The sequence below is a fragment of the Franconibacter daqui genome, from assembly GCF_014644275.1.
Classification (GTDB): domain Bacteria; phylum Pseudomonadota; class Gammaproteobacteria; order Enterobacterales; family Enterobacteriaceae; genus Franconibacter; species Franconibacter pulveris.
Genome location: NZ_BMKJ01000001.1, coordinates 1,564,953 through 1,590,732, shown reverse-complemented (window position 1 = coordinate 1,590,732; position 25,780 = coordinate 1,564,953). Strand labels below are relative to the sequence as shown.

Annotated in this window: 25 protein-coding genes and 3 pseudogenes; 16 read left to right on the top strand and 12 right to left on the bottom strand. The window is 53.6% G+C overall.

Annotated features, from left to right (window positions below):
* The first annotated feature begins 109 nt into the window (after positions 1-109).
* The gene (locus IEX01_RS07550) at positions 110-376 is read left to right on the top strand and encodes a putative hemolysin (protein ID WP_024557703.1); all 267 of its coding nucleotides are present in this window, start codon (positions 110-112) and stop codon (positions 374-376) included.
* On the opposite strand, the gene hslJ is transcribed toward IEX01_RS07550, so the two are convergent.
* Both hslJ and IEX01_RS07540 read right to left on the bottom strand, forming a co-directional pair.
* Positions 377-802 (bottom strand): heat shock protein HslJ, encoded by a 426-nt coding sequence (gene hslJ, locus IEX01_RS07545; RefSeq protein ID WP_024557702.1) that lies wholly within the window; start codon positions 800-802, stop codon positions 377-379.
* 86 nt (positions 803-888) lie between these two features.
* A complete protein-coding gene (locus IEX01_RS07540; RefSeq protein WP_048887477.1) occupies positions 889-1,878 on the bottom strand; it encodes a 2-hydroxyacid dehydrogenase in 990 nt (329 codons plus the stop codon).
* A gap of 212 nt (positions 1,879-2,090) precedes the next feature.
* Between IEX01_RS07540 and IEX01_RS07535 the strand changes: the two genes are divergently transcribed.
* From IEX01_RS07535 to IEX01_RS07500, 8 genes and pseudogenes are all read left to right on the top strand, one after another.
* A complete protein-coding gene (locus IEX01_RS07535; RefSeq protein WP_188723587.1) occupies positions 2,091-4,733 on the top strand; it encodes a YdbH family protein in 2,643 nt (880 codons plus the stop codon).
* Positions 4,730-4,915, top strand: a complete 186-nt coding sequence (locus IEX01_RS07530) for a YnbE family lipoprotein (RefSeq protein ID WP_444542681.1) — start codon at positions 4,730-4,732, stop codon at positions 4,913-4,915. Before IEX01_RS07535 ends, IEX01_RS07530 begins: the two co-directional genes overlap by 4 nt.
* Before the next feature lie 9 nt (positions 4,916-4,924).
* Positions 4,925-5,245, top strand: coding sequence for a YdbL family probable chaperone protein (locus IEX01_RS07525; RefSeq protein WP_024561656.1), 321 nt, complete (start codon positions 4,925-4,927; stop codon positions 5,243-5,245).
* Positions 5,246-5,319: 74 nt separating this feature from the next.
* Entirely contained in the window at positions 5,320-5,649 is a 330-nt protein-coding gene (locus IEX01_RS07520) for a hypothetical protein (RefSeq protein ID WP_024561657.1), read from the top strand.
* Between the two features lie 683 nt (positions 5,650-6,332).
* Positions 6,333-6,665, top strand: a complete 333-nt coding sequence (locus tag IEX01_RS07515; protein ID WP_048887480.1) for a hypothetical protein — start codon at positions 6,333-6,335, stop codon at positions 6,663-6,665.
* Positions 6,665-6,919, top strand: coding sequence for a hypothetical protein (locus IEX01_RS07510; RefSeq protein ID WP_048887481.1), 255 nt, complete (start codon positions 6,665-6,667; stop codon positions 6,917-6,919). Before IEX01_RS07515 ends, IEX01_RS07510 begins: the two co-directional genes overlap by 1 nt.
* 9 nt (positions 6,920-6,928) lie before the next feature.
* A complete protein-coding gene (locus tag IEX01_RS21820) occupies positions 6,929-7,186 on the top strand; it encodes an HNH endonuclease (RefSeq protein WP_082167031.1) in 258 nt (85 codons plus the stop codon).
* A 213-nt stretch (positions 7,187-7,399) separates the two neighbouring features.
* Positions 7,400-7,519: pseudogene (locus IEX01_RS07500) on the top strand (transposase); the annotation flags it as partial.
* Between the two features lie 219 nt (positions 7,520-7,738).
* On the opposite strand, the pseudogene IEX01_RS07495 reads toward IEX01_RS07500, so the two are convergent.
* The 3 genes and pseudogenes from IEX01_RS07495 to IEX01_RS07485 all read right to left on the bottom strand — a co-directional run.
* Positions 7,739-7,990 (bottom strand): annotated as a pseudogene (locus IEX01_RS07495) (transposase); the annotation flags it as partial.
* Positions 7,991-8,140: 150 nt separating this feature from the next.
* Positions 8,141-9,016, bottom strand: a complete 876-nt coding sequence (locus IEX01_RS07490; protein ID WP_188723585.1) for a hypothetical protein — start codon at positions 9,014-9,016, stop codon at positions 8,141-8,143.
* A gap of 253 nt (positions 9,017-9,269) precedes the next feature.
* A complete protein-coding gene (locus IEX01_RS07485) occupies positions 9,270-10,058 on the bottom strand; it encodes a sulfite exporter TauE/SafE family protein (RefSeq protein WP_048887568.1) in 789 nt (262 codons plus the stop codon).
* 109 nt (positions 10,059-10,167) lie between these two features.
* Between IEX01_RS07485 and IEX01_RS07480 the strand changes: the two genes are divergently transcribed.
* Positions 10,168-10,935: an AraC family transcriptional regulator gene (locus IEX01_RS07480; RefSeq protein ID WP_048887482.1), complete on the top strand. Its 768-nt coding sequence runs from the start codon at positions 10,168-10,170 to the stop codon at positions 10,933-10,935.
* Between the two features lie 142 nt (positions 10,936-11,077).
* Here IEX01_RS07480 and IEX01_RS07475 read toward each other — a convergent pair whose 3' ends face one another.
* The 3 genes from IEX01_RS07475 to IEX01_RS07465 are packed head-to-tail and all read right to left on the bottom strand — an operon-like array spanning position 11,078 to position 12,794.
* Positions 11,078-11,917: an MBL fold metallo-hydrolase gene (locus IEX01_RS07475; protein WP_188723584.1), complete on the bottom strand. Its 840-nt coding sequence runs from the start codon at positions 11,915-11,917 to the stop codon at positions 11,078-11,080.
* A gap of 13 nt (positions 11,918-11,930) precedes the next feature.
* Positions 11,931-12,257 (bottom strand): hypothetical protein, encoded by a 327-nt coding sequence (locus tag IEX01_RS07470; RefSeq protein ID WP_188723583.1) that lies wholly within the window; start codon positions 12,255-12,257, stop codon positions 11,931-11,933.
* Positions 12,258-12,263: 6 nt separating this feature from the next.
* Complete coding sequence (locus tag IEX01_RS07465; RefSeq protein WP_188723582.1) at positions 12,264-12,794, bottom strand: type 1 periplasmic-binding domain-containing protein; 531 nt, start codon at positions 12,792-12,794, stop codon at positions 12,264-12,266.
* Between the two features lie 165 nt (positions 12,795-12,959).
* Between IEX01_RS07465 and IEX01_RS07460 the strand changes: the two genes are divergently transcribed.
* Together IEX01_RS07460 and IEX01_RS21905 are read left to right on the top strand one after the other, a co-directional pair.
* Complete coding sequence (locus IEX01_RS07460) at positions 12,960-13,859, top strand: LysR substrate-binding domain-containing protein (RefSeq protein WP_048887485.1); 900 nt, start codon at positions 12,960-12,962, stop codon at positions 13,857-13,859.
* Between the two features lie 85 nt (positions 13,860-13,944).
* Positions 13,945-14,443, top strand: a pseudogene (locus IEX01_RS21905) (IS30 family transposase).
* Between the two features lie 181 nt (positions 14,444-14,624).
* On the opposite strand, the gene IEX01_RS07450 reads toward IEX01_RS21905, so the two are convergent.
* Positions 14,625-15,638 (bottom strand): AraC family transcriptional regulator, encoded by a 1,014-nt coding sequence (locus IEX01_RS07450; RefSeq protein WP_048887486.1) that lies wholly within the window; start codon positions 15,636-15,638, stop codon positions 14,625-14,627.
* 61 nt (positions 15,639-15,699) lie between these two features.
* On the opposite strand from IEX01_RS07450, the gene IEX01_RS07445 reads away from it, so the two are divergent.
* Positions 15,700-16,902 carry an MFS transporter gene (locus IEX01_RS07445; protein ID WP_188723581.1) on the top strand — a complete coding sequence of 401 codons (1,203 nt, stop codon included), beginning with the start codon at positions 15,700-15,702 and terminating at the stop codon, positions 16,900-16,902.
* 174 nt (positions 16,903-17,076) lie between these two features.
* On the opposite strand, the gene IEX01_RS07440 is transcribed toward IEX01_RS07445, so the two are convergent.
* Positions 17,077-17,970, bottom strand: coding sequence for an amidohydrolase family protein (locus tag IEX01_RS07440; protein WP_188723580.1), 894 nt, complete (start codon positions 17,968-17,970; stop codon positions 17,077-17,079).
* A 167-nt stretch (positions 17,971-18,137) separates the two neighbouring features.
* Here IEX01_RS07440 and IEX01_RS07435 point away from each other — a divergent pair, with 167 nt between their 5' ends.
* The gene (locus tag IEX01_RS07435) at positions 18,138-19,046 is read left to right on the top strand and encodes a LysR family transcriptional regulator (protein WP_188723579.1); all 909 of its coding nucleotides are present in this window, start codon (positions 18,138-18,140) and stop codon (positions 19,044-19,046) included.
* A gap of 232 nt (positions 19,047-19,278) precedes the next feature.
* On the opposite strand, the gene azoR is transcribed toward IEX01_RS07435, so the two are convergent.
* Positions 19,279-19,884, bottom strand: a complete 606-nt coding sequence (gene azoR / locus IEX01_RS07430; protein ID WP_024557488.1) for an FMN-dependent NADH-azoreductase — start codon at positions 19,882-19,884, stop codon at positions 19,279-19,281.
* Between the two features lie 208 nt (positions 19,885-20,092).
* On the opposite strand from azoR, the gene hrpA reads away from it, so the two are divergent.
* Both hrpA and IEX01_RS07420 read left to right on the top strand, forming a co-directional pair.
* Positions 20,093-23,995 (top strand): ATP-dependent RNA helicase HrpA, encoded by a 3,903-nt coding sequence (gene hrpA / locus IEX01_RS07425; RefSeq protein WP_188723578.1) that lies wholly within the window; start codon positions 20,093-20,095, stop codon positions 23,993-23,995.
* Between the two features lie 157 nt (positions 23,996-24,152).
* On the top strand, positions 24,153-24,854 hold the full coding sequence (locus IEX01_RS07420) for a hypothetical protein (RefSeq protein ID WP_188723577.1): 702 nt from the start codon (positions 24,153-24,155) through the stop codon (positions 24,852-24,854).
* Between the two features lie 224 nt (positions 24,855-25,078).
* Here IEX01_RS07420 and IEX01_RS07415 read toward each other — a convergent pair whose 3' ends face one another.
* Positions 25,079-25,732 carry an O-methyltransferase gene (locus IEX01_RS07415; protein WP_024561391.1) on the bottom strand — a complete coding sequence of 218 codons (654 nt, stop codon included), beginning with the start codon at positions 25,730-25,732 and terminating at the stop codon, positions 25,079-25,081.
* Between the last annotated feature and the right edge of the window lie 48 nt (positions 25,733-25,780).

Below are 25,780 nucleotides of genomic sequence, written 5' to 3'. Positions count from 1 at the left end.
TGCTAAAAAATGTGTTTAAGCGAGCAAAAGCCGCGATCAGAGGCTCGACGCTGGCGGTCAAGGTGGCCTATGATGCTGGAGTTTTTCAGGTCATCGAAAGGGGAGAATCATGCGTGCAGCGTTTTTAGTGGGGTGTGCCGCGTTAGTTTTATCGGCATGCAGTAGCGAACCCGAACAGCAGGCGACGGCGGCTCACGTTTCGCCCGGCCTGCGTGCGGCGATGTCCGACTCCGGGCAGGCCAACTGCGCAATGGTGGGCGGGTCGCTCTCTGTTGCGCGCCAGTTAGATGGTTCCGCTATCGGCATGTGCGCGCTGCCCAACGGTAAACGCTGTAGTGAAAGCGCCCTGGCGTCAGGCAGCTGCGGCAACTACTGATTAGTTGACCAGATCCGCCAGTTTATAAGTCAGCGTATGCTGGCTGGTTTCCAGCACCAGCGTCTTTTGCGACTGGCTTACTTTGGCGCCCTGCGTCAACATTTCGCCAATCAGCGTATCCAGCTCGTTCAGGCGTGGCTCGGCACAGAGCATCCGCGTTGAGGCCATGCCTTTTACCTTCAACACATCACCGTGCAGTTCGCCCTGGCCCATAAAGCGGTTACACATGCTGCCTGCAACGTGAAGGTTCTCGCCAAAGCTGATTTCCGGCATGCGGGTAGAAGCGTCGAGCGGCGCGCCATCCACGGTAGAAAGCACATAGCGGTGGTGAACCAGCTGCTGTGCTGTAACGTTAGCTTTATGACCCGGCGTCGCGCATCCCGCCAGAACAACCGCGGCCAGTGCCGGAACAACATACTTTTTCATATCGCCTCCATGATATTCATATCATCAATGATTCACGCCAGTCTGCCTGCCAGCTGACGCGAATACATCGGATATATTCTTAAAAATCAGTACAACGCGTTTGGACAAGCTTCGCCTTTTTCCAGCTGGCGCAGGTTTTCAAGCGTAGTCTGGGAAATGCTGATGAGCGCCTCTTCGGTTAAAAACGCCTGATGACCGGTAAACAGGACGTTGTGACAGGCGGAGAGGCGACGGAATACGTCATCCTGAATCACGTCGTTAGACTTGTCTTCAAAGAAGAGGTCGCGCTCGTTCTCATACACGTCCATGCCCAGCGCGCCGATTTTTTGCATCTTCAGCGCTTCGATGGCGGCCTGCGAGTCGATAAGCCCGCCGCGGCTGGTGTTGATGATCATCACGCCATCTTTCATCTTCTCAAACGCAGTGCGATTCAGCAGATGGTAGTTATCTTTAGTGAGCGGACAGTGCAGGGAGATGACATCCGACTGAGAAAACAGCGTATCGACATCGACATACTCCACGCCAAGCTCAAGCGCCGCCGCGCTGGGGAAAGGGTCGGACGCCAGCAGACGCATGCCAAAACCTTTCAGGATGCGCAGCGCCGCCACGCCGATTTTCCCGGTGCCGATAACCCCCGCAGTTTTGCCGTACATCGTAAAACCGGTGAGTCCTTCCAGCGAAAAGTTAGCGTCGCGCGTGCGTTGATAGGCGCGGTGAATACGACGATTAAGGCACATCATCATGCCGACAGCATGTTCAGCAACCGCTTCAGGCGAGTAGGCCGGTACGCGTACCACCTGCATTCCCAGTTCTTTCGCCGCGTCCAGATCGACATTATTAAAGCCTGCGCAGCGCAGTGCGATAAATTTCACGCCATGCTTTTTCAGCTCTTCCAGCACCGGACGGCTGCCGTCATCGTTAACGAAAATGCAGACCCCTTCACAGCCGTTGGCGGTTTTAGCGGTTTTTTCCGTTAACAGGAAGTCGAAAAATTCAAGTTCAAAGCCAAACTCTTCGTTAACATGCTGCAAGTACTTTTTATCGTACTGCTTTGTGCTGTAGACGGCCAGTTTCATAAGACTTTCTCCAGTGTTGTACTGCATTCACGGTAGCATAGTTAAAATAATCTTACAAAGTTTAAAAAATAATTAATATTTCAGGCGCTTATCGCTGTTTTAAGCATAATAGTTTAGTTCAATGACGGTCGGCTTCACCTGCAGCGGCTAAACTGACACAATACGGCGCTCTGGCGCGTAATTTTATCAAAGAATCAGGATATTAACGGCCCATGAAGGGTAAATACAGAGCGGCTATCGCCTTAGCGCTATTGCTTATCTTATTGCCATTAACGCTGGTGTTTACGGTGGGTTACTGGCTGCCCGGCTTTGCCGGCATCTGGCTGCCGCCGGGCACCCGCATTGCGCTGGAGCAGCCCCCGCGCCTGACCCGCCACGCCATTATCCTTCCCGACCTACGTTACCTTGCAGGCGACTGCGAACTGGCTAAAGTGGATAACGCCATTCTCACGCATCCGAGCCGCTGGCAGCTTAATGTCGATGCCTTAACGCTTAACCCGGAATGCTTCAGCGACATGCCCGCCGGCAATGAAAACCCCGCCGCGCCGCGCACGCTCGCCGAATGGCAGGCGATGCTGCCGATGAGCTGGGTCACTATCAAAAAGCTGACGCTCACGCCCTGGCCGCAGTACGCCGGCGCGCTGGAAGCAAGCCTCACGCCTGAGCGGCAGCGCCTGCGTTTCGCAGGCGATAGCATTGCGTTCGACGCGCAGTTGCAGGGGCAGGCGCTGCGCGTAACAAAACTTAACCTTAACGTGGCGGACGCTCTCCCGCCGATTACGCTACTGGGCGATTTTACCCTGCCGCTGGTGCCAGACGGCCTGCCGACCCAGGGGCGCACCGTGGCCCGTCTCCATCTGCCTTTTGCGCCTCAGGAGGCCCAGGCGGAGCTGGAGTGGCAGGATAATCGCGGTCAGTTGCTGATAAGTGCGACAGGCGATGCGGACCCGCTGCTCGACCTCCCCTGGACCCTCACGGCACAAACGTTCACCCTGAGCGACGGGCGTTGGCGCTGGCCTTACCAGGGGTTCCCGCTAAGCGGCAGGGTGGCGCTTAAGGCGGAAAACTGGCGCGCAGGGCTGGAGGGCGCGCAGCTTAGCGGGCGCATCAACGTACTGACTGAAGGCGCGGCGGGCAAAGGCAACGCGGTCATGACCTTTGGGCCGGGGCGCTTAAGCATGACGCAGAGCGAGATGCCGCTGCGCATTACCGGCGAAGCCAAGCAGGACGCCATGGTGTTTTACGCGATGTTGCCTGCTGACCTGAACGGTCCGCTGCTTGCTCCACAGGTGCGTTTTCAACCCGGCGCGCTGTTGCGCTCACGCGGGCGGGTTATCGATTCGCTGAATATCGACGAAGTGCGCTGGCCTTTAGCGGGCGTAAAGCTGACTCCGCAGGGCGTAGATGGCCGTTTGCAGGCTATCCTGCGCGCGCACGAACAGGCCATGGGAGATATGGCGCTGCACCTGGATGGCCGCGCTGACAATTTCCTGCCGGATGCGGGCGTGTGGCGCTGGCGCTACTGGGGAGAGGGTAACTTCAAACCGATGCAGGCGCGCTGGGATGTGGCCGGGCGGGGCGAGTGGCGAGACAGCGTTATTGAGCTAAGCGAGCTTGCAACCGGCTTCGACAAACTGCAGTACGGCGCGATGCTGATGAGCAAACCGCGCCTGCGGCTCACCTCGCCGGTGCGCTGGGAGCGGCAGGACGCCGCCACGGACTTTAGCGGCGCGCTACAGCTTGACGCCGGACCAACAACCTTCAGCGGCGGCAGCGTCTTGCCGCCATCGACCTTAACGTTCAGCGTGAAAGGCAGCGGCCCGACCGCGTTTCAGTTCAAAGGCGACCTGCACGCGCAGGCTATCGGCCCGGTGCGGGTGCATGGCCGCTGGGACGGCGTACGCTTGCGCGGACAGGCGTGGTGGCCGGCGCAGCCGCTGGCGGTGTTTCAGCCCCTCATTCCGCCCGACTGGAAAATGGCGCTGCGCGACGGGCAATTTTACGCCCAGGTCGCTTTCTCCGCCGCAGGCGATCAGGGCTTTGAAGCGGGCGGGCACGGCGTGGTGAAAAAGGGCAGCGCCTGGACCACCGATAACAAAATCAACGGCGTCGATTTTGTGCTGCCCTTTCGCTACAGCGACGCCGTCTGGCAACTTGGCGCGCGCGGCCCGGTGCGGCTGCGCATAGACGACATCGAAAGCCAGGTCACGGCGCGCAACGTCACTGCGGATTTGCAGGGCAGCTACCCCTGGAGCGAGGCGCGGCCGCTGCTGTTGAGCAACGTCAGCGTCGATATGCTGGGCGGGCAAATTTCGCTACAGCAGTTGCGCATGCCGCAGCACGACGCGGCGCTGCTGCGCCTGCACAATCTTTCCGCCAGCGAATTTATCACCGCCACCAAAGTGAAGCAGGTCGCGCTCTCTGGCGCGGTTAACGGCGCCTTGCCGCTGTGGCTGGAAAACCCGCGATGGATAATCAAGGATGGCTGGCTTACCAGCCCCGGTCCGCTCACGCTGCGCCTCGATAAAGAGATGGCGGACGCAATGGCGAAAGACAACGTGGCGGCGGGCGCGGCGATAAACTGGCTGCGTTACATGGAGATTTCACACTCATGGACGACGCTGACTCTGGATAATCTCGGGGTGCTGTCGATGAGCGCGGAGCTGGAGGGCACCAGCCGCGTGAACGGGAAAAGCAACGCCGTGAGGCTTAATTACCGCCATCAGGAAAACCTCTTTACCCTGTGGCGCAGCCTGCGCTTTGGCGACAATTTACAGACCTGGCTTGAGCAGCACGCGCAGCTTCCCGGCGCGCCGTGTCAGCCAGCGGGTGCGGTATGCGAGGAAGAAAAATGAAAATAATGATGCTGGCGCTGCTGCCCGCAGCGCTTTTAACCGGCTGCACGCCGCGTATCGAGGTGGCGGCGCCTGAAGAGCCCATCACCATCAATATGAACGTTAAAATTGAACATGAGATCCATATCAAGCTGGATAAGGATGTCGAAGCGCTGCTGAAAAACCGCAGCGATCTCTTCTGAGGGGACGATATGGCCAAAAAAGCGCTACTTCTGCTGGCGATGCTGATGCTCACGCCGCCCGCGTTCGCCCTGACGCTGGAGGAGGCGCGCCAGCAAGGGCGGGTGGGCGAAACGCTGAGCGGCTACCTGGCCCCCATCGCACAGGACAGCGAAACGCTGACGCTTGTGAAAAACATCAACGCCGCGAGGGCTGAAAGCTACCAGCAGGTGGCGGACAGCAACCATCTGCCGGTGGATGACGTGGCGAAAATGGCAGGCGAGAAGCTGGTCGCCCGCGCGCGGCCTGGCGAGTACGTGCGCGGCCTCAACGGCCAGTGGCTGAAGAAATAGGCCCTTACCCCGCAGGGATAACAGACGTTATCCGCAATTTGTGTCAGGCTGAGGGCAGACAGGAGGAGACAACCATGGCAACGCAAACCTATACCCTGCCGCTTGACGGCGCGGCGGCGAACGATACGGCCTCGCTGGCGCGCTTGCTGCGCGAAAACGCGGCGCTGTTTAACAAGTTTGTCATGTCTGAATACCCGGAAGATATGCGCTATGCCTATCAGCCGGAAACGTTCGACGTCACGGCGATGGACGAGCGCCACTTTACCTTCCGCTGCATGATTCACTATTTCGAACCCTGCTGCGACCGGAACATGCACGACCCGCATACCTACACCGTGCCTTATGAAGTTCGTGATAACGCGCTGGTTTTTACGCTGGATGAAACGCCCTGGACGGTGGCGTAAGGCGGCTACCCGCTAGCAGCAAGCTGCCGCCGTTAAGGCCCAAAATCACGTTTTTACACCGCAAGCGCCGTAAAGCGCGCTCGCCGGGTCAGAAAGGATTACACAAGCTTCTTCATTGCTGACAGTAGGTTTGGGCTAAGCAGGGTAGGGGGAGGGGCAAAAATTATGGCTCTGTATCCCACTACGCCGGGCGGACGGCGCTTTTCCGCCACGGAGTACAACATTCTCTGGCGCCTCCATGCCGCTCCCGCGGCATTCAGGGGCGGGCTGCGCTGCCAGCCTGATCGTGCAGTACTAAGTAATGTCCGCTTTGTGCCAGGAGCGGACCTTGATTTTGGCTGCTACTAAATAACAGTTTTTTTAGATTATCTACGAAGACGTCGTCCAAATGCTTAAGTTTTTCATCGACAGAAATGTCTGATCTAACTTAAGCTTTACTAATGAGCTTTTAAACAGCGGGCGGTGGGCGCAAAACCGTTCCTGCAATTACCTATTTTGGTAAATGTGTCTAACAGTAGTTGAATGAGCTTAAGTTGAAAGTTTGCTTTCTTTGGGTAAAATTCATGAAAGAAGGCAACAAATATTTCGTCTAACGGTTTTTGCCGTTGAAAATAATGTTATATCAATAGGAGTTTCGTCCATTGAAAGAATTTAGGTTCAAAATCCTCCGAGAGGGAGACTGTTTGTACGGATTAACTGAAAACGAAATCGTTATTGTTTCAGGTGATGGAGACTACCGTATTTATAAAATTTTTGGATTTGACTTTGGGGAGCCAAATTTCTTTAAGGATTTTGAAAAAGTGACTATCCACAAAGAAGTTTCTTTTCCTGAAAATGTTGGAGTTGTCAAAACCGAAGGTGAATATCGAATATACAAAGTTTCTGAGCTGAGGAACGGCCTTCCTGTGTTTGATGATTCGTTCTGTATTGTATTGAAGCATGGAGTCGGAAAGCTTCAAATTTTTGACGTGGATAGTGAGGTGACGTTTAACCTCCCTGCCAAGGAGGGGAAGTGATGTCAGGTGATAAGAAGTGGGCTGCTAATATTGCGTTTGTAGGAAGCAAGGATAAGGTAAAAAAAATTCTGGAAATGGTTGAGCAATTAGAAGATGCGGGTGAGATTGAAGATTACACTGGGATCGAGGGGCCATATGATTCTTTGCAGCTAATGCTCAAAAGAAGGGTTGAGAATCTTTCCCTGGAAGCAAAAGGTGAACCAGAACCTCCGCAGCAAGACAGTCTTAAAGACGAATCTGACAGCGAAAGCTAGGAGAGCGTAATGAGCAGGCCAAGCGACCATCGTAGGTCACAAAACGAGCGCAGATTAAAAGATCTAAAAATGTGTCAGCTCTGCGCCTCAACAAACAGGGTGCAGGCTCACCATATCTTTGAGTATGCAAAGGGAGGCCCTTCAACTGTTGAAGGGATGATAAGCCTCTGTTTGGATTGTCATCAACGTATGATTCACAAAGATAGCGAGATTAGAATAAAGAAGAAGGAAAACCATATCACGACATTTGGGCGTGGTGGAAAATAATATAACGAAGACAAGCGCGCGGAAATATTAATCGCTGCAATCCTAGTTTTCCGGTGTGGGCTCTGTTGATGTCCTAGATTCGCTCATAGCGGATCTTCAGCATCATGCATATGTCCGTTCTTTGAATCGGACATATTTTTATTGACCTGCTCCCCGTTGATTAATACACCCCGATGTTAGTAATGTCTTCATAAGCCACATGAAGACATCCCTATGAAGAAGCGTTTTTCTGACGAACAGATCATTAGTATTCTCCGCGAGGCTGAAGCAGGGGTTTCTGCCCGGGAACTCAGCCGTAAGCATGCTATTTCAGACGCTACTTTCTACATCTATGGACTACCTCCGTTTTGCAAGTACTGAATCTGGTTTTGGGTTGTTGCTTACATCTATCCGGCATCAGGAAAATCAGTGCCCAAATGGGTGATCCGCACACAATCGCCTCAACAACTGGACGGCCTCTGAGGCCAGTATAAAAATCAGGTTCCGATTGTGCAGGTGCAACCTGTAACCATTTCTCAGTACGCTGCAACTTTTGCTGACAGGGTATTAATTTCATACTACCTGATACTCGGTCTCATTTCTCAGCTTCGACCAGATTATTCTCGCGTTTTTGTTAGCGACCGCCACGGTCGTTTTATTAAATCCGCGCCGTTCCTTTAACTGGTTAACCCGCTGATTCATATAACCATCATTGTTATTCGTAGCAACCCTGACGACAGCGCGGGCACCATGAATAAAAAGTGTCCGTAGATGCTTGTCGCCTTTTTTCGTCATATTCATCAGCACCTGCCTGTCGCCACTCGAGGGGATGGGGCTACGAAATACAACTCGGTTTTTTTCATTGCCCCGTTCTCTTCACAATGCTTAACAGTTTTGTTTACAACGGTCATAAAAATTAAAAATGCAAATATAATAATTCTATCTTTAATAAAATGTAATTAAACGCCCGAAAAATTAAATGAATTGATTAATCACCTCCTTATCGGAATTGCTTTTCAATGGATTGTACGTTATCAGTTTTTCAGGGTCTAGTATCCACATATCTCGCGGACCATAATTAGTAAGCCTTCGGCCCGATAAATATATGCTCGGTTCACTATCCATCCTGTTCATCCATAGAACACCAAGTTTTTGACTTGATAAATGTTCATAGATTTTTAGGGCTTGGGGCGCACCTCCAATTGATGAGTTTTTGAATTCATAAGAACTTTCATTAACCTTGTAAAGCATGTCTCGAATAACTTCAAATGGTTCCCATTCAAATTTAACAGTATTTTTTATGCCTCTTTCTAAATTATCCAGCTTCCCTCTTGATTTTAATTTTTCACGAAGCATCGCATTAGCTTTAATTACATGTTCTTCATCACCAGTAAATACAACAGGTGATCCATATATTTCACGTGCAGGATCCGCACGAAAACAGTTGGTACTCTTTTGGTAGGTGATGTGCCAAATCATGAATTTTTTTCTTATCCATGAATATCCCCCGAATATGAATTTTGCATCGGGTATATCCATGTCACCTATGGCATCGTGAATTTGCTCTCTCAGTCGTTCAAAAATCTTAAGAATATGGGTTTTGAGTTCTTTAATATCTTGGGTTCGTGAGGAGCAACGATCATATATATCAATTGCTGATGCCACTTGATGCATCAAAGGATATGCCCAACTAGTATCACCCGCGAAACAGATGAAAGCATCTGAACGAGGCAGAGTTATTATCTTCTGCCCACAATCCATTTTCATACCACCATTTAATCTACTATCTGATACTACAATCAATTCTTTGCAATTTCTTAAAGTTCTTACCCAAGCTGCGGCTATAGTCATCTCAAAATCCTTAATTAATTGATTTTGTAGCCTACTCCAGTTGTTAAACATAACACAATGCTTGGTTAGATTCTCACTCAGGACAGGCTTTCACCCCAAATGCTTGCCTAACTCGTACCAGATTGTGGTGCAAGATTGCGATCTGACCGCTTCTCGCTCATAGCAGACCCGAGGCAGCGCTGCTGGGTGCCAGAAGGAGCGTTTATAGAAAATTGAAGTTATTCGCAGAAGTAGCCGAAATATGTTGATTGCTTCAAAGAAGCATCGCCAGGAATACCAGGCAAAGTAGCAGCACATATATTCGCGCATGCAAAGTATCAGGTACAGCAGGAATAGCCCTGCGACTAAAAACAATACCAGCCCAGCCCGACAGTATTAGAATGCACAGAATTTTCAGACTTATAAACCCTATAAACCCGCTTCCGGGAATAGTGTGCCAACCGATAATTGCATACATCACGGCGCCACACAGCGCCACGGGCAACGAAAGCGGATTGGCTGCGCTGATGCAGTCACGCATCGCGTAACCATGTCGTCGCAGCAGTGGTACTGTCATAACGCTGCCGCCCACGCCAAGTAACGCGGCAATCATGCCGATCGCTATTCCGCCGCCTGTTGTTATAAAAGGCGACAGGCGACGCGGTGCTGTACCACTGAAAAAACCTTTGCGCAGCAGACAATCCCCAATTGTCACTAGCATGTAAAGGATAAACAGCGCGCGAACAAGACCCTCACTCAACATTCCCGCCAGCCAGGAACCTAAAAAAGCGCCGATGGCAATAAACCATAACAACGGGAACAACGTCTGTGATGATAGTTTACCGGCCCGCCAGTTTCGATAGCTGACCCAGCCCGCGTTAAATATCATCACCGCCGTTGAGGTGGCAACAGCGATATGCATCGCGTTTCCTGTCAGTTCAGGCTGGCGCCGCAGCAACTGGTAAACAAAGGGAACCACCACGAAGCCCCCACCAAAGCCAAACAGCACCGTAGTGACGCCGGTAGTGAAGCCTGCCAGCGCAATGATTACGATATCGTTCAAGATAATGTCCCGATCTGAAAAATGAGCCAGCAGCTTATACCGCAAGCGCGTTGCTTCCCATTTGCGCTGCGCTCAATTACCTTTGCAAATCGTTCAGACGGAGGCAGATGTGCGTAACGTAAAAATTGACGAAGTGGATGAGCTCGACCGTGACGTGGTGGCGTTAGGTAATGACTATGCGCAGGGATTTACATTGCCGCCCCATAAACATCGCCGCGCACAGCTGCTGTATGGCGCAACGGGCCTGATGTACGTCTCAACCCGTAACGGAGAGTGGGTGGTTCCGCCACAGCATGCGGTATGGATCCCACCCGACACGACGCACGCCGTCCGGTTTGTGGGCGTCACTACCCGTAGCTTGTATATTGAACCCGCATGCGTGACGGGGTTTATCAAACACCGTCGCTGTGAAGTGATAAGCGTATCGCCATTGTTACGTCAGTTATTGCTTGAAGCAGTTGATTTGCCACCGCTGTATGAAAGCGCACGTGACCGTGCGCTGGTAAATCTGATGTTACTGGAACTGGCGGCAATGCCGGTTCGCGAATTCGATATTCCGCTGCCGCAGCATCCGGCCCTGCTGACGCTATGTCAGGCGTTTTTAATCGCCCCGTCTATCCACGACCCGGCTGAGCGGTGGGCCAGTGCGCTGTTTATGAGCGCCAGTACCTTTCGCCGCCATTTCCTGCGGCAAATCGGTATGTCATTTTCCGCCTGGCGCCAGCGAGCCTGTGTCGTCAGCGCATTGGCGTTGCTGATAACAGGTAAACCAGTGAATGAAGTTGCACTTTTTCTTGGTTACGACAATGCCTCATCCTTCGCAACAATGTTCCGACGCGTTACGGGCCAGCCACCTTCATTTTATCACCCGACTTAATCTCAGAAGCGCTACGCATTCATTACGTCCGCTTCTCGCTCTTAGCAGATCATGCTTCACGCAAATGTCCACTCCGCGCCACAAGCGGACAAGGACGACGTTGAACGGCGCTCATCAATAACGAAACAGTCAGGCATAGCCATCATTTTTCAGCGTAGGAAATGCGGTATCCACTACCATTCCTGAGAACGCTGGCAAACCCGGCCTGACTTAAGTGCATGCCTGCAATGAGCAGTTTTTCGCTGACCGCTTTTTCCATCATCGATTTCCTTGTTTCCTCGGCCTGAGCGGGATCGGTGTCGAATAAAATAGAAACCGCCGGTTGTGCTGACTGAATATGGGGGTAATGGACGATGTCTCCCCATATTAATAAACATTGATCATCCGAATCGATGCGAAAACCTGTATGCCCGGGCGTATGGCCCGGCAACCATACCGGGAGAATGCCTTCTGCTATTTTATCCCCGTTAAAAAAACGCACCTTCCGGGCATAGGCGTGCAACATTTGGCGGACCAGCCGAAAATTACGTTGGCCACGCTCATTCGCTATGTTGAGTTTTTTATCATCCTGCCAGTGTTGCGCTTCGAGAGGATGAAGAATAATGTCAGCGCGTTTAAACACGGGCTGTTTTTCAGGATCCAGAAGGCCGCCAATATGATCCGGATGACAGTGCGTCAATAAAACGCTATCGACATCGTCAGGGCTGACCCCCGCTGCGGCAAGGTTTGCTGTGAGTTGGCCTCCCACGTTATTCAGCGGCCCTGCGCCGGCGTCGACCAAAATGACTCGACCCCGACCGCGGATAAGGTAACAGTTTATATGGATATCGCCGGGCCGATCGATTCCGGCACGGTATTGAATGACGTCGGCATCAGCTTTTTCAATGCCTGACAGTAAATCCAGACTGGCGGCCATATTGCCGTCACTCAGCGCAGTTATCTGAAAATCGCCAATCTGACGGAACGGAAGGGGATGGCTCATCAATACCTCAGAATTAGTTGCGGGCGAACAGGTGTTCTGCTGGGAATCCAAAGCAGCGGATACGGGTCGACAGACCAGAGGCCTCGTGAGTGGCGCAATCCAGTTCACGCATAAAGTTCTCCATTACTTCATGCGTTCGCCATGTTGTCAGACGATAAAAGAGTTCGGCATACACCGGTTGCCCGCATCCCGGCTTTACATCGACAAAAATGATATGAACATTTTTGGGTTCTGCGCCGAGCGTGGCGCAACAGAGGGCGCTGCATTGACGGGTAAAATCGGAAAGGTTTTTAAACTTGTCCGCGTGATTTTCAGAAATATAAAAAGTGAGATTAGGCATGCGTTATCACTTCCCTTTTTCAGCTGCCTGCAACTGCGGTGTAAGAGGCTCGTAGAGGTACACCCCGGGTATATCGGTAAATAGCGAGGCAATCTTAACCGGCAAAACATACGCAACCCGATATTCAGGAGATTTATCCAGCCCCACTGCAGCCATTTCCAGCCCCTGATATCCCAATTCTCTTTCTAAATAATCTACTGGCTTTGCGCTCAGTAGCAGAATTTCATCGCAAGACAGGGCTGGCGCGAGGCCTTCACCTGCATACAGATTACGATGCCAGTCAGTAATGCAGGCCTGCCAGCGAGAGAAATTACCTCCTCCTTTTAAACGGTAATTATCACTGCTGAGAATATCCGCATCATTAATGGTATGGATGGCAAGGTAAACAGGGCAGCCAGATTTGACGGCACGAAAGCGCTGAGAGGTGGTGAACCCGGTAACAGATATTAATGCGGGTAATTTTTGCTGGCTGTAAAACGCATTCCATTCTGCCTCGCTTTCAGGATCGTTATACGAGCATTCCACGATATAGAACATCCGCTCATCTCCAGATAAGTCATAAACGCAAGCAAACAGATTTGCTCAATGATTTTTCATCATGCTACACGCTGTATTTCCCATCTGAAATCGATAATATGTCACAGTTCAGTGACTTTAAGTCAATGAGCGCAGGTTACAGGCACAGGGAAAGGAACACGTGTTATGCGTAGAAAAATACCCAGTAGCGCTTCTCTGCAGGCTTTTGATGCCGCCGCAAGGCACGGTAATTTTGCCCGGGCCGCAGAGGAGTTGTCGTTAACGGAAGGGGCCATTAGCCGTCAGATTGCCCGTCTTGAAGCTTTGCTGAACTGTAAATTGTTTGACCGCGTGGGAAGCCGCGTAAAGCTTAATCCTGTCGGCGCGCGCTATGCACATCACGTGCGTGAAACGCTCGATCGGCTCGAAAGAGATACACAGTACATCATGGGAATGCCTGAAGGCAGTAAGAGTCTGGATATCGCTGTCCTGCCGACCTTTTCCAGCCGTTGGCTTATTCCCCGCCTGAACGGCTTTAACGCGTTGTTCCCGGACATAACGTTAAATATTGCGGCCAGAACGGATCCTTTTATTTTGCCCGGCAGTGGCTTTGACGCGGTCATTCATTTTGAACATCCCGCATGGGCAGGCATGCGTATGCAGTTTCTGTTTCAGGAAACGCTGGTGCCTGTTTGCCATCCGGCACTGTTAACAAAGAGTGACGTCAATCAACAGTTAAACGAACTCCCGCGGATTCACCGTCGACAGAATCCTGATGCCTGGCATCGCTATGCCCGGGAAAGTGGAATTGTCCTCGATAACCCGGCTCAGGGCGTGCGGTACGATCTTCATGAAATGGCAATCGCTGCCGTCATGGCCGGACAAGGCGTAGCATTGGTTCCACGTATGTATATTGAGAATGAACTGAGTAGCGGCATGCTTGTTTCACCCTGGCCTGCATCAGAGGGCCTGAGCAAAAAATTCTGTTTAGTAAAATCGAAGGAAACGGGAATAAATGAGGCTGCGCTGGAGAGTTTTGAGCACTGGTTGCTTGTCGAACTGAATACGCTCACCAGTACCGCTTAATGCCGGGCGATGACGTTGCGTCCGTTCTTCGCTGTGAGTTCAACGGGTCGATGCAACGCTATCCTTAATCAAGGGGGACGTTGCCATGAAACGAAGAACGCGCATTGACTACGCGCCAGAACAGAAAGCGATTATCCGGGACAGATATAAGCAAGGTGATTCCCTGCATGATATCGCCAGAATGTTCGACAGAAATCATTCTTCTATCATGCCCACTATCCACCAGACTGGTGGATACCGTCCCCCCTGTCCGAAAGCGGCACAAAATCAGGGACAACAAGACCATAACGGTTATATCAGCGCTCATCAAACAAGCACGGGAATTGCCTGTTGAGCTTTATAAAACATTAACATGAGATCGTGGCGCTGAAATGACCAACCACACTCGATTTACGGTAGCGACAGACATTCAGATTTATTTCTGCGATCTTCAATCCCCCTGGCAACGTGGCTCTAATGAAAATACGAACAGATTGCTCAGGCAGTATTTTCCAAAAGGAACTGACTTATCGGTTCACAGCCAGCAAAGACTGAACAGTGTTGCCGGGCAGCTCAACGAGAGGCCAGGAAAAACGCCAGACTAAGAATCACCCACAGAGCGGTTCAATAAGTGTGTTGCATCCATCGGTTGAACTCACAGCCATAAGCGGACATTAGAGAAAATGCGATACGTTAATTTATGAAGATTAGTTTATGCTCAGCACCCACTGTTGTATGCAGCATCCCGCTCAGAATCCTGTCAATAACATGCATAGTTTCAGTAACTTAATTCTGGCCCGCTTTGAGCCGGTTGCTTCGCATAGCACCCGGCGGATATCCATTGATACGTTTGAAAGCTCTGCTAAATGCTGCCTGTGAGGAATAGCCGAGACGTAAAGCTACCGTGTCGATTGAGATCTTATCGTGAATGATCCAGTGACCAGCGAGGCGCATTCGCACTTCCCTTGCATAGCGCTGGGGAGGTATCCCAATGATTGATGTAAAACGTTCAGCGAAAACAGAACGTGACATATGAGACTGGGCAGCAAGCTCAGCAACAGACCACTCCCGACTTGTATCGCGATGGAGAGTCAGAATCGCACGGGCAAGCCGCGGATCACGTAGTGCAGCGATAAGGCCAGCGGCATTCTCGCTGCCGTTTTCGATCCATCCACGCACAATCATGGCAGCAGCCACTTCTGCAAGGCGTGCCAGAATGCCCGCGAAGCCAGCGCGTCCGGAACAGATCTCAAATTTCATGGCACCCAGAATGGGAACCAGCCCTGGATATATCTGTTCGTTTGCCTCAACCACTATGGCTTGCGGCATCAGTTTACCCAGGCCCTGCATTCCACCGAGATCGAACTCCATACAGCCATAAAAGAGAACTGTGCTGGGGGTTGGATGTGTACTGGGGCAGGTATTGATTCCGCTGACGGCCTCGCCTAAAGGCGCAGAGCCTAGCGTATCGATATGCTGAATTGCACAGCCGATATCCGATATAAGCTGATGCTCGTCACCCTGTGGCATAAATACCATGCTTCCGGCTTTCAGCTCATGAATCGCACCTTCGTTTGTACGAAGCAGAGCCGTTCCCACAGCAACATAGTGAAAATAGGCATGGCCCGGTCTATTGCTAAAACTGACACCAAACTCAGAGCCAGTCTGTAAACGGCGGTACTGTACGCCACGCAGGCGCATTTCAAGCAGCAGTTCACTGATGAGTTCGGATGACAGAGCAAAATGTTTATTCACATCTATTTCCGGCGTTTCGGGTAAATAATCAGGATGTGACATCATAGATCGTCCGGCTTCTCAGCTCTAGACTTGGAACCTGAATTTTCCCTGAAAAGAGCGTGTTATGAGAAATGAAGCAACCGAAGCGATATCCGCTAGTCTGAATAGTTCAGAACCCAAAGAATCCGCATGGATGGCTGTTATTTCACTGACCATGGGAGTGTTTGGGTTGCTGACTGCAGAATATCTTCCTACCAGCCTGCTGACACCTATGGCCGCCGATCTTGGTGTGACCGAAGCCCTTGCAGGTCAGGCTGTGACGGTAACAGCAGTGGTGGCACTATTTGCAGGTCTGATGGTTCCCCGCCTGACGCGTAATTATGATCGCCGAAATGTGTTGCTTGGTTTTACCGTGCTAATGATTGCTTCCAACCTGCTTGTGGCACTTTCATCAAGCCTGTCAATCCTGCTGGTAATGCGTATTTTGCTGGGCATCGCGCTGGGAGGTTTCTGGAGTATGGCGGCCGCCGTAGCTATGCGGCTGGTCCCTGCAAAGAGCGTCCCGCGTGCTCTCTCCATTATTTTTAGCGGTATTGCCGTAGGCACCGTTGTTTCGATTCCTCTGGGAAGTTACTTAGGGGGGCTTTACGGCTGGCGCAGTGCTTTTATCGCTGCAACCGCAGTAGGCGTGCTGACACTGATTTTCCAGCTGTTTACGCTTCCTGGTATGGCTCCGCGCAGAATAATGGTAACAGCGTCAGTCATGGATGTTCTTCGCCGCCCAGGTATTGCAATCGGAATGACAGGATGTGTTATTGCCCATACTGGTCAGTATGCGTTGTTTACCTATATTCGTCCGGCTCTTGAAAATATTACGCATCTTGATATAGACCATTTGTCTTTAATATTGCTTGGATTCGGCGTGGCTAATTTTATCGGGACGCTGCTGGCCGGTTGGCTGATGGAAAGAAGCCTGCGTTTAACGCTTATAATGATGCCGGCACTTGTCGGTCTGGCAGCACTGGGCATGATTTTATTGCCACTTGAAGAAAACGGATTGATATTGTTCGTTGCGTTATGGGGGATGGCCTTTGGTGGCGTACCCGTGGCGTGGTCAAACTGGGTAGCACGTTCCGTTCCGGATCAGGCCGAAACCGCAGGGGGTATGGTAGTGGCAGCTGTACAGTCTTCAATTGCTGCTGGAGCTGCGTTGGGAGGCTTACTCTTTAGTATCAGCGGCGTAACGGGAGTTTTCATCACGGCTGGTTGCATAATGTTTCTTGCCGCACTTGTTATTGGACTGAAAGTGAAGGTCGCGAGATCCTGATTATTTCGAAAATGGCCCCGCTTTAAATAATGGCCAGCAGAATCCAATGGCTGGCCTGAATAGAAATATTGAAATTTCCTACGGCTTTGCGTTCAATTTAATGTCTGCAATTCGCTAATAAGGGACAACCATACTCAAATCTCCCATATTGCAGGAGATTTGAGTATGAATATGTCACCGTGGAACAAACGCGGTATCCAGATCGATGCCCAGTGCCGGCGTCAGACCATGATTAACGGCCTGCTGATAAGCGAAGCTCTCGTCGTCGAAGCCAAACAGCGCATCCGAACGCGGATTAACGGTGACGTTAACGCCAGCTTCGGCCAGCAGCTGCCATGTCTCCTGCGGAACCCGAGAACAATGGTTAAAGATGTTGTGCGTGCCCAGCACGCCCGGTTTGGCAAATTCAGGGCCGAGCCTTGCCAGATCGCCGATAAACTCCGTCAGAATACGCATGTCGAGATCGCGGGCGGCCTGCCACCAGTCCAGATTAAGCTGACCAAACAGGCCCACACGCACCAGGCTTTCTGCGGTATTCCAGCGCTGCGCCAGTCGTGGCAGATCGCCCGGCAGATGCGCGGCTGATGCTTGCTTATCCATCGCCGCACCCACCATATGTAATGCGCGAATGCCGCTCTCCTGCAGAGCATTCAGCGCGGCATCAGTGTGCGCAGGGCTGCGCGAATTGTGGCAAGCATCAATAACCGTGGTGATGCCCGCGTCCAGAGAGGCCGCCGCGGTCAGTCTGGTGCTCAGATACATGTCCAGCGGCCGGTAGTGGGCACCTAGCTTCTCAGCGACAACATCAATGTAAGCAAACAGATCATCCACATCCGGCATCATGCGTCGCATGACACCCAGCCACATGTGATGATGGGCATCTATCAGGCCTGGCATAACGATATGGCCGGTTGCGTCGATCACCTCAGCGTCATCCGTCTGCAGGACCGGACCAACCGCAGCGATCCGGTCGTCTTCGACAAGCACATCGCCGATGTCAAGATTGGGAATATTGGCATCCAGCGTAAGGATGATGCCGCCTTTGAAAAGAGTGCGCTTCGTTGACATATCGTATTCCTCAGAATTAAGGGGTGCCGTTCGTTGCGGAATTACCCGGCCTCAACCAGGTAAACTGCGAGTCGCAACGATGTGGACGACACGATAGGTTGCGCACCATCTTTGATAAAGGTAGTTTCATTAAAATTATATTTGCTAAAAATCAAAGGTGGATTCGTATGAGTTTTGACGGACGACTTCTGTCTGGACTGAGTGTGCTGGCCGCAGTTGTGGAGGCTGGCAATTTTAGCCGCGCTGGCGAGGTGCTGGGGCTATCTGCTTCCGGCGTAAGCCGATCCATAGACCGGCTTGAAGAGCGACTCGGTGTGCGCCTGCTGAACCGCACTACGCGCAACCTGAACCTGACGAGCGAAGGCAGAGCCTTATATGAGCGCGCCGCGCCGCATCTGCAAGGCATTGAGGTAGCTGCAAGCTATGTCTCAGGTGCAGCCGTGGCGGTGCGTGGAGCATTGCGCGTCAGCGTTAATCCCATCTTCGCCCGCTACATTCTGGCACCGAAAATGCCGCTGTTGCGCCAGCGTCACCCGGATCTGACGCTGACGGTGGTGCAGCAACCGGATGTCGGCGATCTGGTAAACGAGGGGATTGATATTGCGGTTCGCTTCGGACCCCAACTGCCCTCCACCATTACATCAAAGCTGCTGCTGAATACGCGCGTGCTGACGGTAGCAGCGCCGGTTTATCTGGCACAGCACGGAAGACCACAGCATCCCCAGGACCTTACCGGGCATGAATGCATTCAATATATTGATCCGCGCAGCGGTAAGCCGTTCGGGTGGGAATTTAGACGTGGTCGGGAGCGACTGTCAGTAGCAACACAAGGACATCTGACTACGACAGATGTCGATCTTATGGTACAGGCTTGTGTGAGCGGCACCGGCATTGCGCAGGTGTTGTCACTAAGCGTCGCGCAACTGATAGCGGATGGAAAGCTGGTAGAACTGTTTCCGGAATGGCCAGGCGAGACCTACCCGCTATATGTTGCCCGCCCATCACGTCGTCTGGCACCAGCAGCTGTCGAAGCCTTTCTGAATTTTTGCACTGAAATCTGTAGCGATTTTGAATAGTTCCAGATCTAAGCCAGAATAATCTGGTAATGAGAATAGACCCGGTCTGCTTCGATGGAGGTAGCTATTTAGCCGGAAGTCTAAGAAAGTCCTCTAAGACTGGGCCTGCGGAAGGGGGGCTGGTTCACGCTGCTTCACAGGGTGGTAGCGAATCACCACGCAGTGTTAGATAAAAGGAAGGGGCGAAAACAAAAACCGCCCCGGGCGGGGCGGTTTTAAGCAGGGTTGCGGCTTATGCAGCAACCAGACTGTCGATAGCGGTTTTCGCGTCGCTCTGCGCTTTCGCCGCCACTTCCGGACCGTACGCCACGCCTTCGGCGAAGACGAAGTTAACATCGGTAATGCCAATGAAGCCCAGGAAGAGTTTCAGGTACGGGACCACCAGGTCGGTCGGGGTGTCTTTATGGATGCCGCCGCGGCTGGTGAGGATCACTGCGCGTTTGCCGGTTACCAGGCCTTCCGGACCGTTTTCGGTGTAGCGGAAGGTCACGCCCGCGCGGGCGACCAGGTCAAAGTAGTTCTTCAGCTGCGTCGGGATGTTGAAATTGTACATCGGCGCCGCAATAACAATCACATCGTGCGCTTTGAGTTCAGCAATCAGCTCGTCAGAGAGGGCCAGCGCTTCCTGCTGACGCGGAGAGAGCGCCGCATCGCTCGGACGCATCGCGCCTACCAGCTCGCCATCCAGCACCGGGATCGGGTTAGCCGCCAGGTCGCGAACGGTAATTTCATCCGCGCCGTGCTTCTCGCGCCACTGCTCAACAAAATAGTCGGAAAGCTGGTTGGACTGGGAGTAACCTGCCAGAATGCTGGACTTCAGAACGAGTACTTTGCTCATGGGTAGTTCCTTTATTTGATTTGGTTGTCAGGGCCGTTGCCCCCGTTGCTTATTCACAACTCTATTCACAAACCGATTGCAGTGATAGCGCAATATATCGAAGTCTATGTTCGAAATTATTGAACAAGGCGCACCTGAAAGCAGTGTGGTACTCTACGCTTAATGAATTCCTTTGATTTGACAGGCCGTGTACAGGCCGCATAACCCGATGATGGAAAAACAAAATCTGACCCTTTCCGCGCTAACGTCTCGTCTGGAGTCGCTGATGCTGCGGGACAAATCACGCTTCTCGCGCCGTCTGCATGGGGCGAAGAAGGTTAAAAATCCTGAATCTCAGCAGGCGCTTTTCGCCGCGCTCGCCCAGGAGATAGACCAGGCGGCAGGGAAAGTCCTGCTGCGCGAAGCGGCGCGACCGGCCATTACCTACCCGGAAAACCTGCCGGTCAGCCAGAAGAAACAGGCGATCCTTGAGGCGGTACGCGACCACCAGGTGGTTATCGTCGCCGGTGAAACCGGCTCCGGTAAAACCACGCAGCTACCGAAAATCTGCATGGAGCTTGGCCGCGGCCTGAAAGGGTTGATTGGCCACACCCAGCCGCGTCGCCTCGCCGCGCGCACGGTGGCGAACCGCATCGCCGAAGAGCTGCAAACCGAGCCGGGCGGCTGCGTTGGCTACAAGGTGCGTTTTAGCGACCATGTCAGCGACAACACCATGGTCAAGCTGATGACCGACGGCATCCTGCTGGCGGAAATTCAGCAGGATCGTCTGCTGATGCAGTACGACACCATCATCATCGACGAAGCGCACGAGCGCAGCCTGAACATTGACTTCCTGCTCGGTTACCTGCGCGAGCTGCTGCCGCGTCGCCCGGATCTGAAAGTCATTATTACCTCGGCGACCATCGACCCGGAGCGTTTCTCGCGCCACTTCAATAACGCGCCGATTATCGAAGTCTCCGGCCGCACGTATCCGGTTGAGGTGCGCTATCGGCCGATTGTCGAAGAGGCGGATGATACCGAACGCGACCAGTTGCAGGCCATTTTCGACGCCGTGGAAGAGCTGGGGCAGGAAGGGCCGGGGGATATTCTCATCTTTATGAGCGGCGAGCGCGAAATTCGCGACACCGCCGACGGCCTGACGAAGCTCAACCTGCCGCATACCGAGGTGCTGCCGCTCTATGCCCGCTTGTCTAACAGCGAGCAGAACCGCGTGTTCCAGCCGCATACCGGGCGGCGCATCGTGCTGGCGACCAACGTGGCGGAAACGTCGCTGACCGTGCCTGGGATCAAATATGTCATTGACCCGGGTACGGCGCGCATCAGCCGCTACAGCTACCGCACCAAAGTGCAGCGCCTGCCGATTGAGCCGGTTTCTCAGGCTTCCGCCAACCAGCGTAAAGGGCGCTGCGGACGCGTTTCTGAAGGCATTTGCATCCGGCTTTATTCAGAAGATGATTTCCTCTCGCGCCCGGAATTTACCGATCCGGAAATTCTGCGCACCAACCTGGCTTCCGTCATTCTGCAAATGACCGCGCTGGGCCTTGGCGATATCGCCGCGTTTCCGTTCGTCGAAGCGCCGGATAAGCGCAACATCCAGGACGGCGTGCGCCTGCTGGAAGAGCTGGGCGCGATCACGACCGATGAACAGGCTTCGGTTTATAAGCTCACCCCGCTTGGCCGTCAGCTTTCCCAGCTTCCGGTGGACCCGCGCCTGGCGCGCATGGTGCTGGAAGCGCAAAAACATGGCTGCGTGCGCGAGGCGATGATTATCACCTCGGCGCTCTCCATTCAGGACCCGCGCGAACGCCCGATGGACAAGCAGCAGGCCTCTGATGAAAAGCACCGCCGCTTCCACGACAAAGAGTCCGACTTCCTGGCGTTTGTGAACCTGTGGAACTACCTTGGCGAGCAGCAAAAAGCGCTCTCCTCGAACCAGTTCCGCCGCCTTTGCCGCACCGATTATTTGAACTACCTGCGCGTACGCGAATGGCAGGACATCTATACCCAACTGCGCCAGGTGGTAAAAGAGCTTGGCATTCCGGTTAACAGCGAGCCGGCAGATTACCGCGCCGTACACACCGCGCTGCTCACCGGTTTGCTTTCGCATATCGGCATGAAAGACGCCGACAAGCAGGAATACACCGGCGCGCGCAATGCCCGCTTTGCCATCTTCCCAGGGTCCGGCCTGTTTAAAAAGCCGCCCAAATGGACGATGGTCGCGGAGCTGGTGGAAACCAGCCGCCTGTGGGGGCGCATCGCCGCCCGCATCGAGCCGGAATGGATAGAGCCGGTGGCGGGGCATTTGATTAAGCGCTCGTATAGCGAGCCGCACTGGGAGCGGGCGCAGGGCGCGGTGATGGCGAGCGAGAAAGTGACGCTCTACGGCCTGCCGATCGTGGCGGCCCGTAAGGTCAATTATAGCCAGATAGACCCGGTGCTCAGCCGCGAGCTGTTTATTCGCCATGCGCTGGTGGAAGGCGACTGGCAGACCCGTCACGCTTTCTTTCGCGAGAACCAGAAGCTGCGCGCGGAAGTGGAAGAGCTGGAGCATAAATCTCGCCGCCGCGACATTCTTGTCGATGACGACACGCTGTTTGAGTTTTACGACCAGCGCATCAGCCATGAAGCGATTTCCGCTCGCCACTTCGACAGCTGGTGGAAAAAGGCGAGCCGTGAAACGCCGGATCTGCTCAACTTTGAGAAGAGCATGCTCATCAAGGAAGGGGCAGAGCAAGTCAGCAAGCTCGACTACCCTAACTTCTGGCATCAGGGCAACCTGAAGCTGCGCCTGACCTATCAGTTTGAGCCGGGCGCCGACGCCGACGGCGTAACGGTGCATATTCCGCTGCCGTTGTTAAACCAGGTGGAAGAGGCGGGCTTTGAGTGGCAGGTGCCGGGCATGCGCCGCGAGCTGGTGGTTGCGCTGATTAAGTCGCTGCCGAAGCCGGTGCGGCGTAATTTCGTTCCCGCGCCGAACTACGCCGAGGCGTTTTTAGGCCGCGCCACGCCGCTTGAGCTGCCGCTGCTGGAGAGCCTTGAGCGCGAGTTCCGCCGCATGACCGGCGTGACCATCGACCGTGAAGACTGGCAGTGGGATCAGGTGCCCGATCACCTGAAAATGACCTTCCGGGTGGTGGATGAAAATAACAAGAAGCTGCGGGAAGGGCGCTCGCTTGAAGCGCTAAAAGCCGGGCTGAAAGAGAAAGTGCAGGAGACGCTCTCCGCCGTGGCGGATGACGGCATCGAGCAGAGCAACCTGCATATCTGGAGCTTCGGCCAGTTGCCGGAAAGCTACGAGCAAAAACGCGGCAACTACCGCGTCAAGGCGTGGCCGGCGCTGGTGGATGAGCGCGACAGCGTGGCGATTAAGCTTTTTGATAACCCGCTCGAGCAGCAAACCAACATGTGGCGCGGCCTGCGCCGCCTGCTGCTGCTGAACATTCCGTCGCCTATCAAATACCTGCACGAGAAGCTGCCGAACAAGGCGAAGCTTGGGCTTTACTTCAACCCTTACGGCAAAGTGCTTGATCTTATCGACGACTGCATCTCCTGCGGCGTGGATAAGCTGATTGCCGAAAACGGCGGGCCGGTGTGGACGGAAGAAGGCTTCGCGGCGCTGCACGATAAAGTGCGCGCAGAGCTTAACGACACGGTAGTCGACATCGCAAAGCAGGTAGAGCAGATCCTCACCACCGTGTTTAACATCAACAAGCGGTTGAAAGGGCGCGTGGATATGACGATGGCGCTGGGGCTGTCCGACATCAAAGCGCAAATGAGCGGGCTGGTTTATCGCGGTTTTGTCACCGGCAACGGTTATAACCGTCTGGGCGACACCCTGCGTTATTTGCAGGCGATTGAACGGCGTCTTGAGAAGATGGCTGTCGACCCGCACCGCGATCGCGCGCAGATGCTGAAAGTGGACGCCGTACAGCAGGCCTGGCAGCAGTGGCTTAACAAGCTGCCGCCAGCGCGGCGTGAGGATGAGGATGTCAAGGCGATCCGCTGGATGATAGAAGAGCTTCGCGTGAGCTACTTCGCCCAGCAGCTCGGCACTCCGTATCCGGTTTCCGACAAGCGCGTGTTGCAGGCGATGGAGCAGATAAGCGGCTAGCATAGTCCGCGGTTCTGGCTTTACGGGTGGGTGGCGCTGCGCTTACCCATCCCCTGCAAAACGCCCCTGGATTGGATAAAGATTTTCCCCGCCGCGCCGATGTCACCCTGACAGGCCCAGGGAAGCGGGTTCCCGAACGGGCCTAAAAGGAATGACTATGAACAATCGTCGCGTCCTGCTGTGGACGCTGGTGGGATGGGCTGGCATTGCATTACAGGCCAGAGCGGAACCAGCCTGCGATAAAACCCAGTATGCCATTAACAGCGCTAACGCTTTCATCCTCACCAATAACGCCTCCTCGCCGGACGATGTGGAAATCGCATCGTGGGTGGTAAAAGGCAAAGGCAAGGATATTAACGCGCAAATCGAGGCGGAAACGACCTTCGGGCGCTGCAATGTGCTGACGCATTCCACGGCCGACGTGCGCCGCGACGACGGCACGACGCAAATGGCCGTGCATACCGAAACCGCGTACAACGCAGGCGACTGGCAGCAAACGCAAATAATAAAGCTGGAATTTAAAGGAAAAATATTGACCCAGGGGAGCAGCACGAAGCGGTTTATCCGGGACGAGCGGGGGCGTATTACCGATGCCATAGAGCAGTTCACGCTGGACGAACGTCCGGGCGAAACGCGAACGCACTTTGACTATGACGGTGCCAACCGGGTTGTGCGCTCCGTTGCTCACAGTACGCTGCAATTCTTTGAAGAAACCATTGAATATCAGTACGACGAGAAGGGGCGGCTGGTTCGCGCCGCCAGCGGTAAAGAAATCAGAAAAACCATCTGGGATGAAAAGGGCGCTGGCTGCGGTCAGAGAAAGAAACCAATCACGCTTACAGCGTGCTGTTCACGGTAGATACGTGCGAAAAATGGGATGAGCACCAAAACTGTCTTTCCGGCATCAGTCAGGAGACAGAAAAGTACCCTAAAAAGACCACGCAATACCATACGGCCTTGCAGAACGAATACCGCTACTACTGAGCGCGTCGCTACAACCGTTTCAGAGCAGGGAAGCGTCAGGGCTAAAAAAAGATAGCGCGGCGCTACCTGCCGTTTTCAAGCGCGGCATTCGTTACAACGTCACTTAACTCTCGCCAGCGTAAACCCGTCCCACCCCTTGCTGCCCACGGTTTGCAGGGCTGTGACGGTGAGGCGCGGGTCCTGGCCAAGCATCTCAATAAACTTCCGCACGCCCTGAACCCGCTCGTCCGGGCTTTCAGGGTTAGTCACTTCGCCATCGCGCACCACGTTATCGCCAATTATCAGCGTACCGGAACGGCTGTATTTCAGCGCCCATTCAAGATAGAGCGGGTTATTGGGTTTATCCGCGTCGATAAAAATCAGGTCAAAGGGGGCAAGCGCGGCAAGGCCGGGCAGCGTATCCGCAGCCGGCCCCACGCGAATCTCGACGTTGTTAAGCCCGGCGCTGCGAATATTTTCCTGCGCCACGCGGGCATGATGCGCATCCGCCTCAAGCGTCACGACGCAGCCGTCCTCTGGCAGCGCTCGCGCCATCCAGACGGTGCTATAGCCGCCCAGCGTGCCTATCTCCAGCACCTTGCGGGCGCCTGAAATTTGCACCAGCAACGCCAGCAGTTGCCCCTGGTTAGGCGCGACGTCGATGGGAGGAAGACTGGATTGCTGATTGTGCAACAGAAGATTATCTAAAACCGGATCGGCAGGAAGGAGGGTATTAACCAGGTACTCATCAACAGCAGACCATTTCGCGTGCATCGTCAGGCTCCTCGGTTGTGAATTAACACAATCATAACATCGAGGCGG

Excerpts from the sequence above, each read along its gene's own strand:
- IEX01_RS07460 (WP_048887485.1), top strand. The coding sequence starts at position 12,960 with ATGCGTAGAAAAATACCCAGTAGCGCTTCTCTGCAGGCTTTTGATGCC.
- IEX01_RS21820 (WP_082167031.1), top strand. The coding sequence starts at position 6,929 with ATGAGCAGGCCAAGCGACCATCGTAGGTCACAAAACGAGCGCAGATTA.
- hslJ (WP_024557702.1), bottom strand. The coding sequence starts at position 802 with ATGAAAAAGTATGTTGTTCCGGCACTGGCCGCGGTTGTTCTGGCGGGA.
- IEX01_RS07510 (WP_048887481.1), top strand. The coding sequence starts at position 6,665 with ATGTCAGGTGATAAGAAGTGGGCTGCTAATATTGCGTTTGTAGGAAGC.
- IEX01_RS07435 (WP_188723579.1), top strand. The coding sequence starts at position 18,138 with ATGAGTTTTGACGGACGACTTCTGTCTGGACTGAGTGTGCTGGCCGCA.
- IEX01_RS07535 (WP_188723587.1), top strand. The coding sequence starts at position 2,091 with ATGAAGGGTAAATACAGAGCGGCTATCGCCTTAGCGCTATTGCTTATC.
- IEX01_RS07465 (WP_188723582.1), bottom strand. The coding sequence starts at position 12,794 with ATGTTCTATATCGTGGAATGCTCGTATAACGATCCTGAAAGCGAGGCA.
- IEX01_RS07450 (WP_048887486.1), bottom strand. The coding sequence starts at position 15,638 with ATGATGTCACATCCTGATTATTTACCCGAAACGCCGGAAATAGATGTG.
- IEX01_RS07540 (WP_048887477.1), bottom strand. The coding sequence starts at position 1,878 with ATGAAACTGGCCGTCTACAGCACAAAGCAGTACGATAAAAAGTACTTG.
- IEX01_RS07445 (WP_188723581.1), top strand. The coding sequence starts at position 15,700 with ATGAGAAATGAAGCAACCGAAGCGATATCCGCTAGTCTGAATAGTTCA.
- IEX01_RS07420 (WP_188723577.1), top strand. The coding sequence starts at position 24,153 with ATGAACAATCGTCGCGTCCTGCTGTGGACGCTGGTGGGATGGGCTGGC.
- IEX01_RS07525 (WP_024561656.1), top strand. The coding sequence starts at position 4,925 with ATGGCCAAAAAAGCGCTACTTCTGCTGGCGATGCTGATGCTCACGCCG.
- azoR (WP_024557488.1), bottom strand. The coding sequence starts at position 19,884 with ATGAGCAAAGTACTCGTTCTGAAGTCCAGCATTCTGGCAGGTTACTCC.
- IEX01_RS07490 (WP_188723585.1), bottom strand. The coding sequence starts at position 9,016 with ATGACTATAGCCGCAGCTTGGGTAAGAACTTTAAGAAATTGCAAAGAA.
- IEX01_RS07440 (WP_188723580.1), bottom strand. The coding sequence starts at position 17,970 with ATGTCAACGAAGCGCACTCTTTTCAAAGGCGGCATCATCCTTACGCTG.
- hrpA (WP_188723578.1), top strand. The coding sequence starts at position 20,093 with ATGATGGAAAAACAAAATCTGACCCTTTCCGCGCTAACGTCTCGTCTG.
- IEX01_RS07530 (WP_444542681.1), top strand. The coding sequence starts at position 4,730 with ATGAAAATAATGATGCTGGCGCTGCTGCCCGCAGCGCTTTTAACCGGC.
- IEX01_RS07520 (WP_024561657.1), top strand. The coding sequence starts at position 5,320 with ATGGCAACGCAAACCTATACCCTGCCGCTTGACGGCGCGGCGGCGAAC.
- IEX01_RS07415 (WP_024561391.1), bottom strand. The coding sequence starts at position 25,732 with ATGCACGCGAAATGGTCTGCTGTTGATGAGTACCTGGTTAATACCCTC.
- IEX01_RS07475 (WP_188723584.1), bottom strand. The coding sequence starts at position 11,917 with ATGAGCCATCCCCTTCCGTTCCGTCAGATTGGCGATTTTCAGATAACT.
- IEX01_RS07470 (WP_188723583.1), bottom strand. The coding sequence starts at position 12,257 with ATGCCTAATCTCACTTTTTATATTTCTGAAAATCACGCGGACAAGTTT.
- IEX01_RS07550 (WP_024557703.1), top strand. The coding sequence starts at position 110 with ATGCGTGCAGCGTTTTTAGTGGGGTGTGCCGCGTTAGTTTTATCGGCA.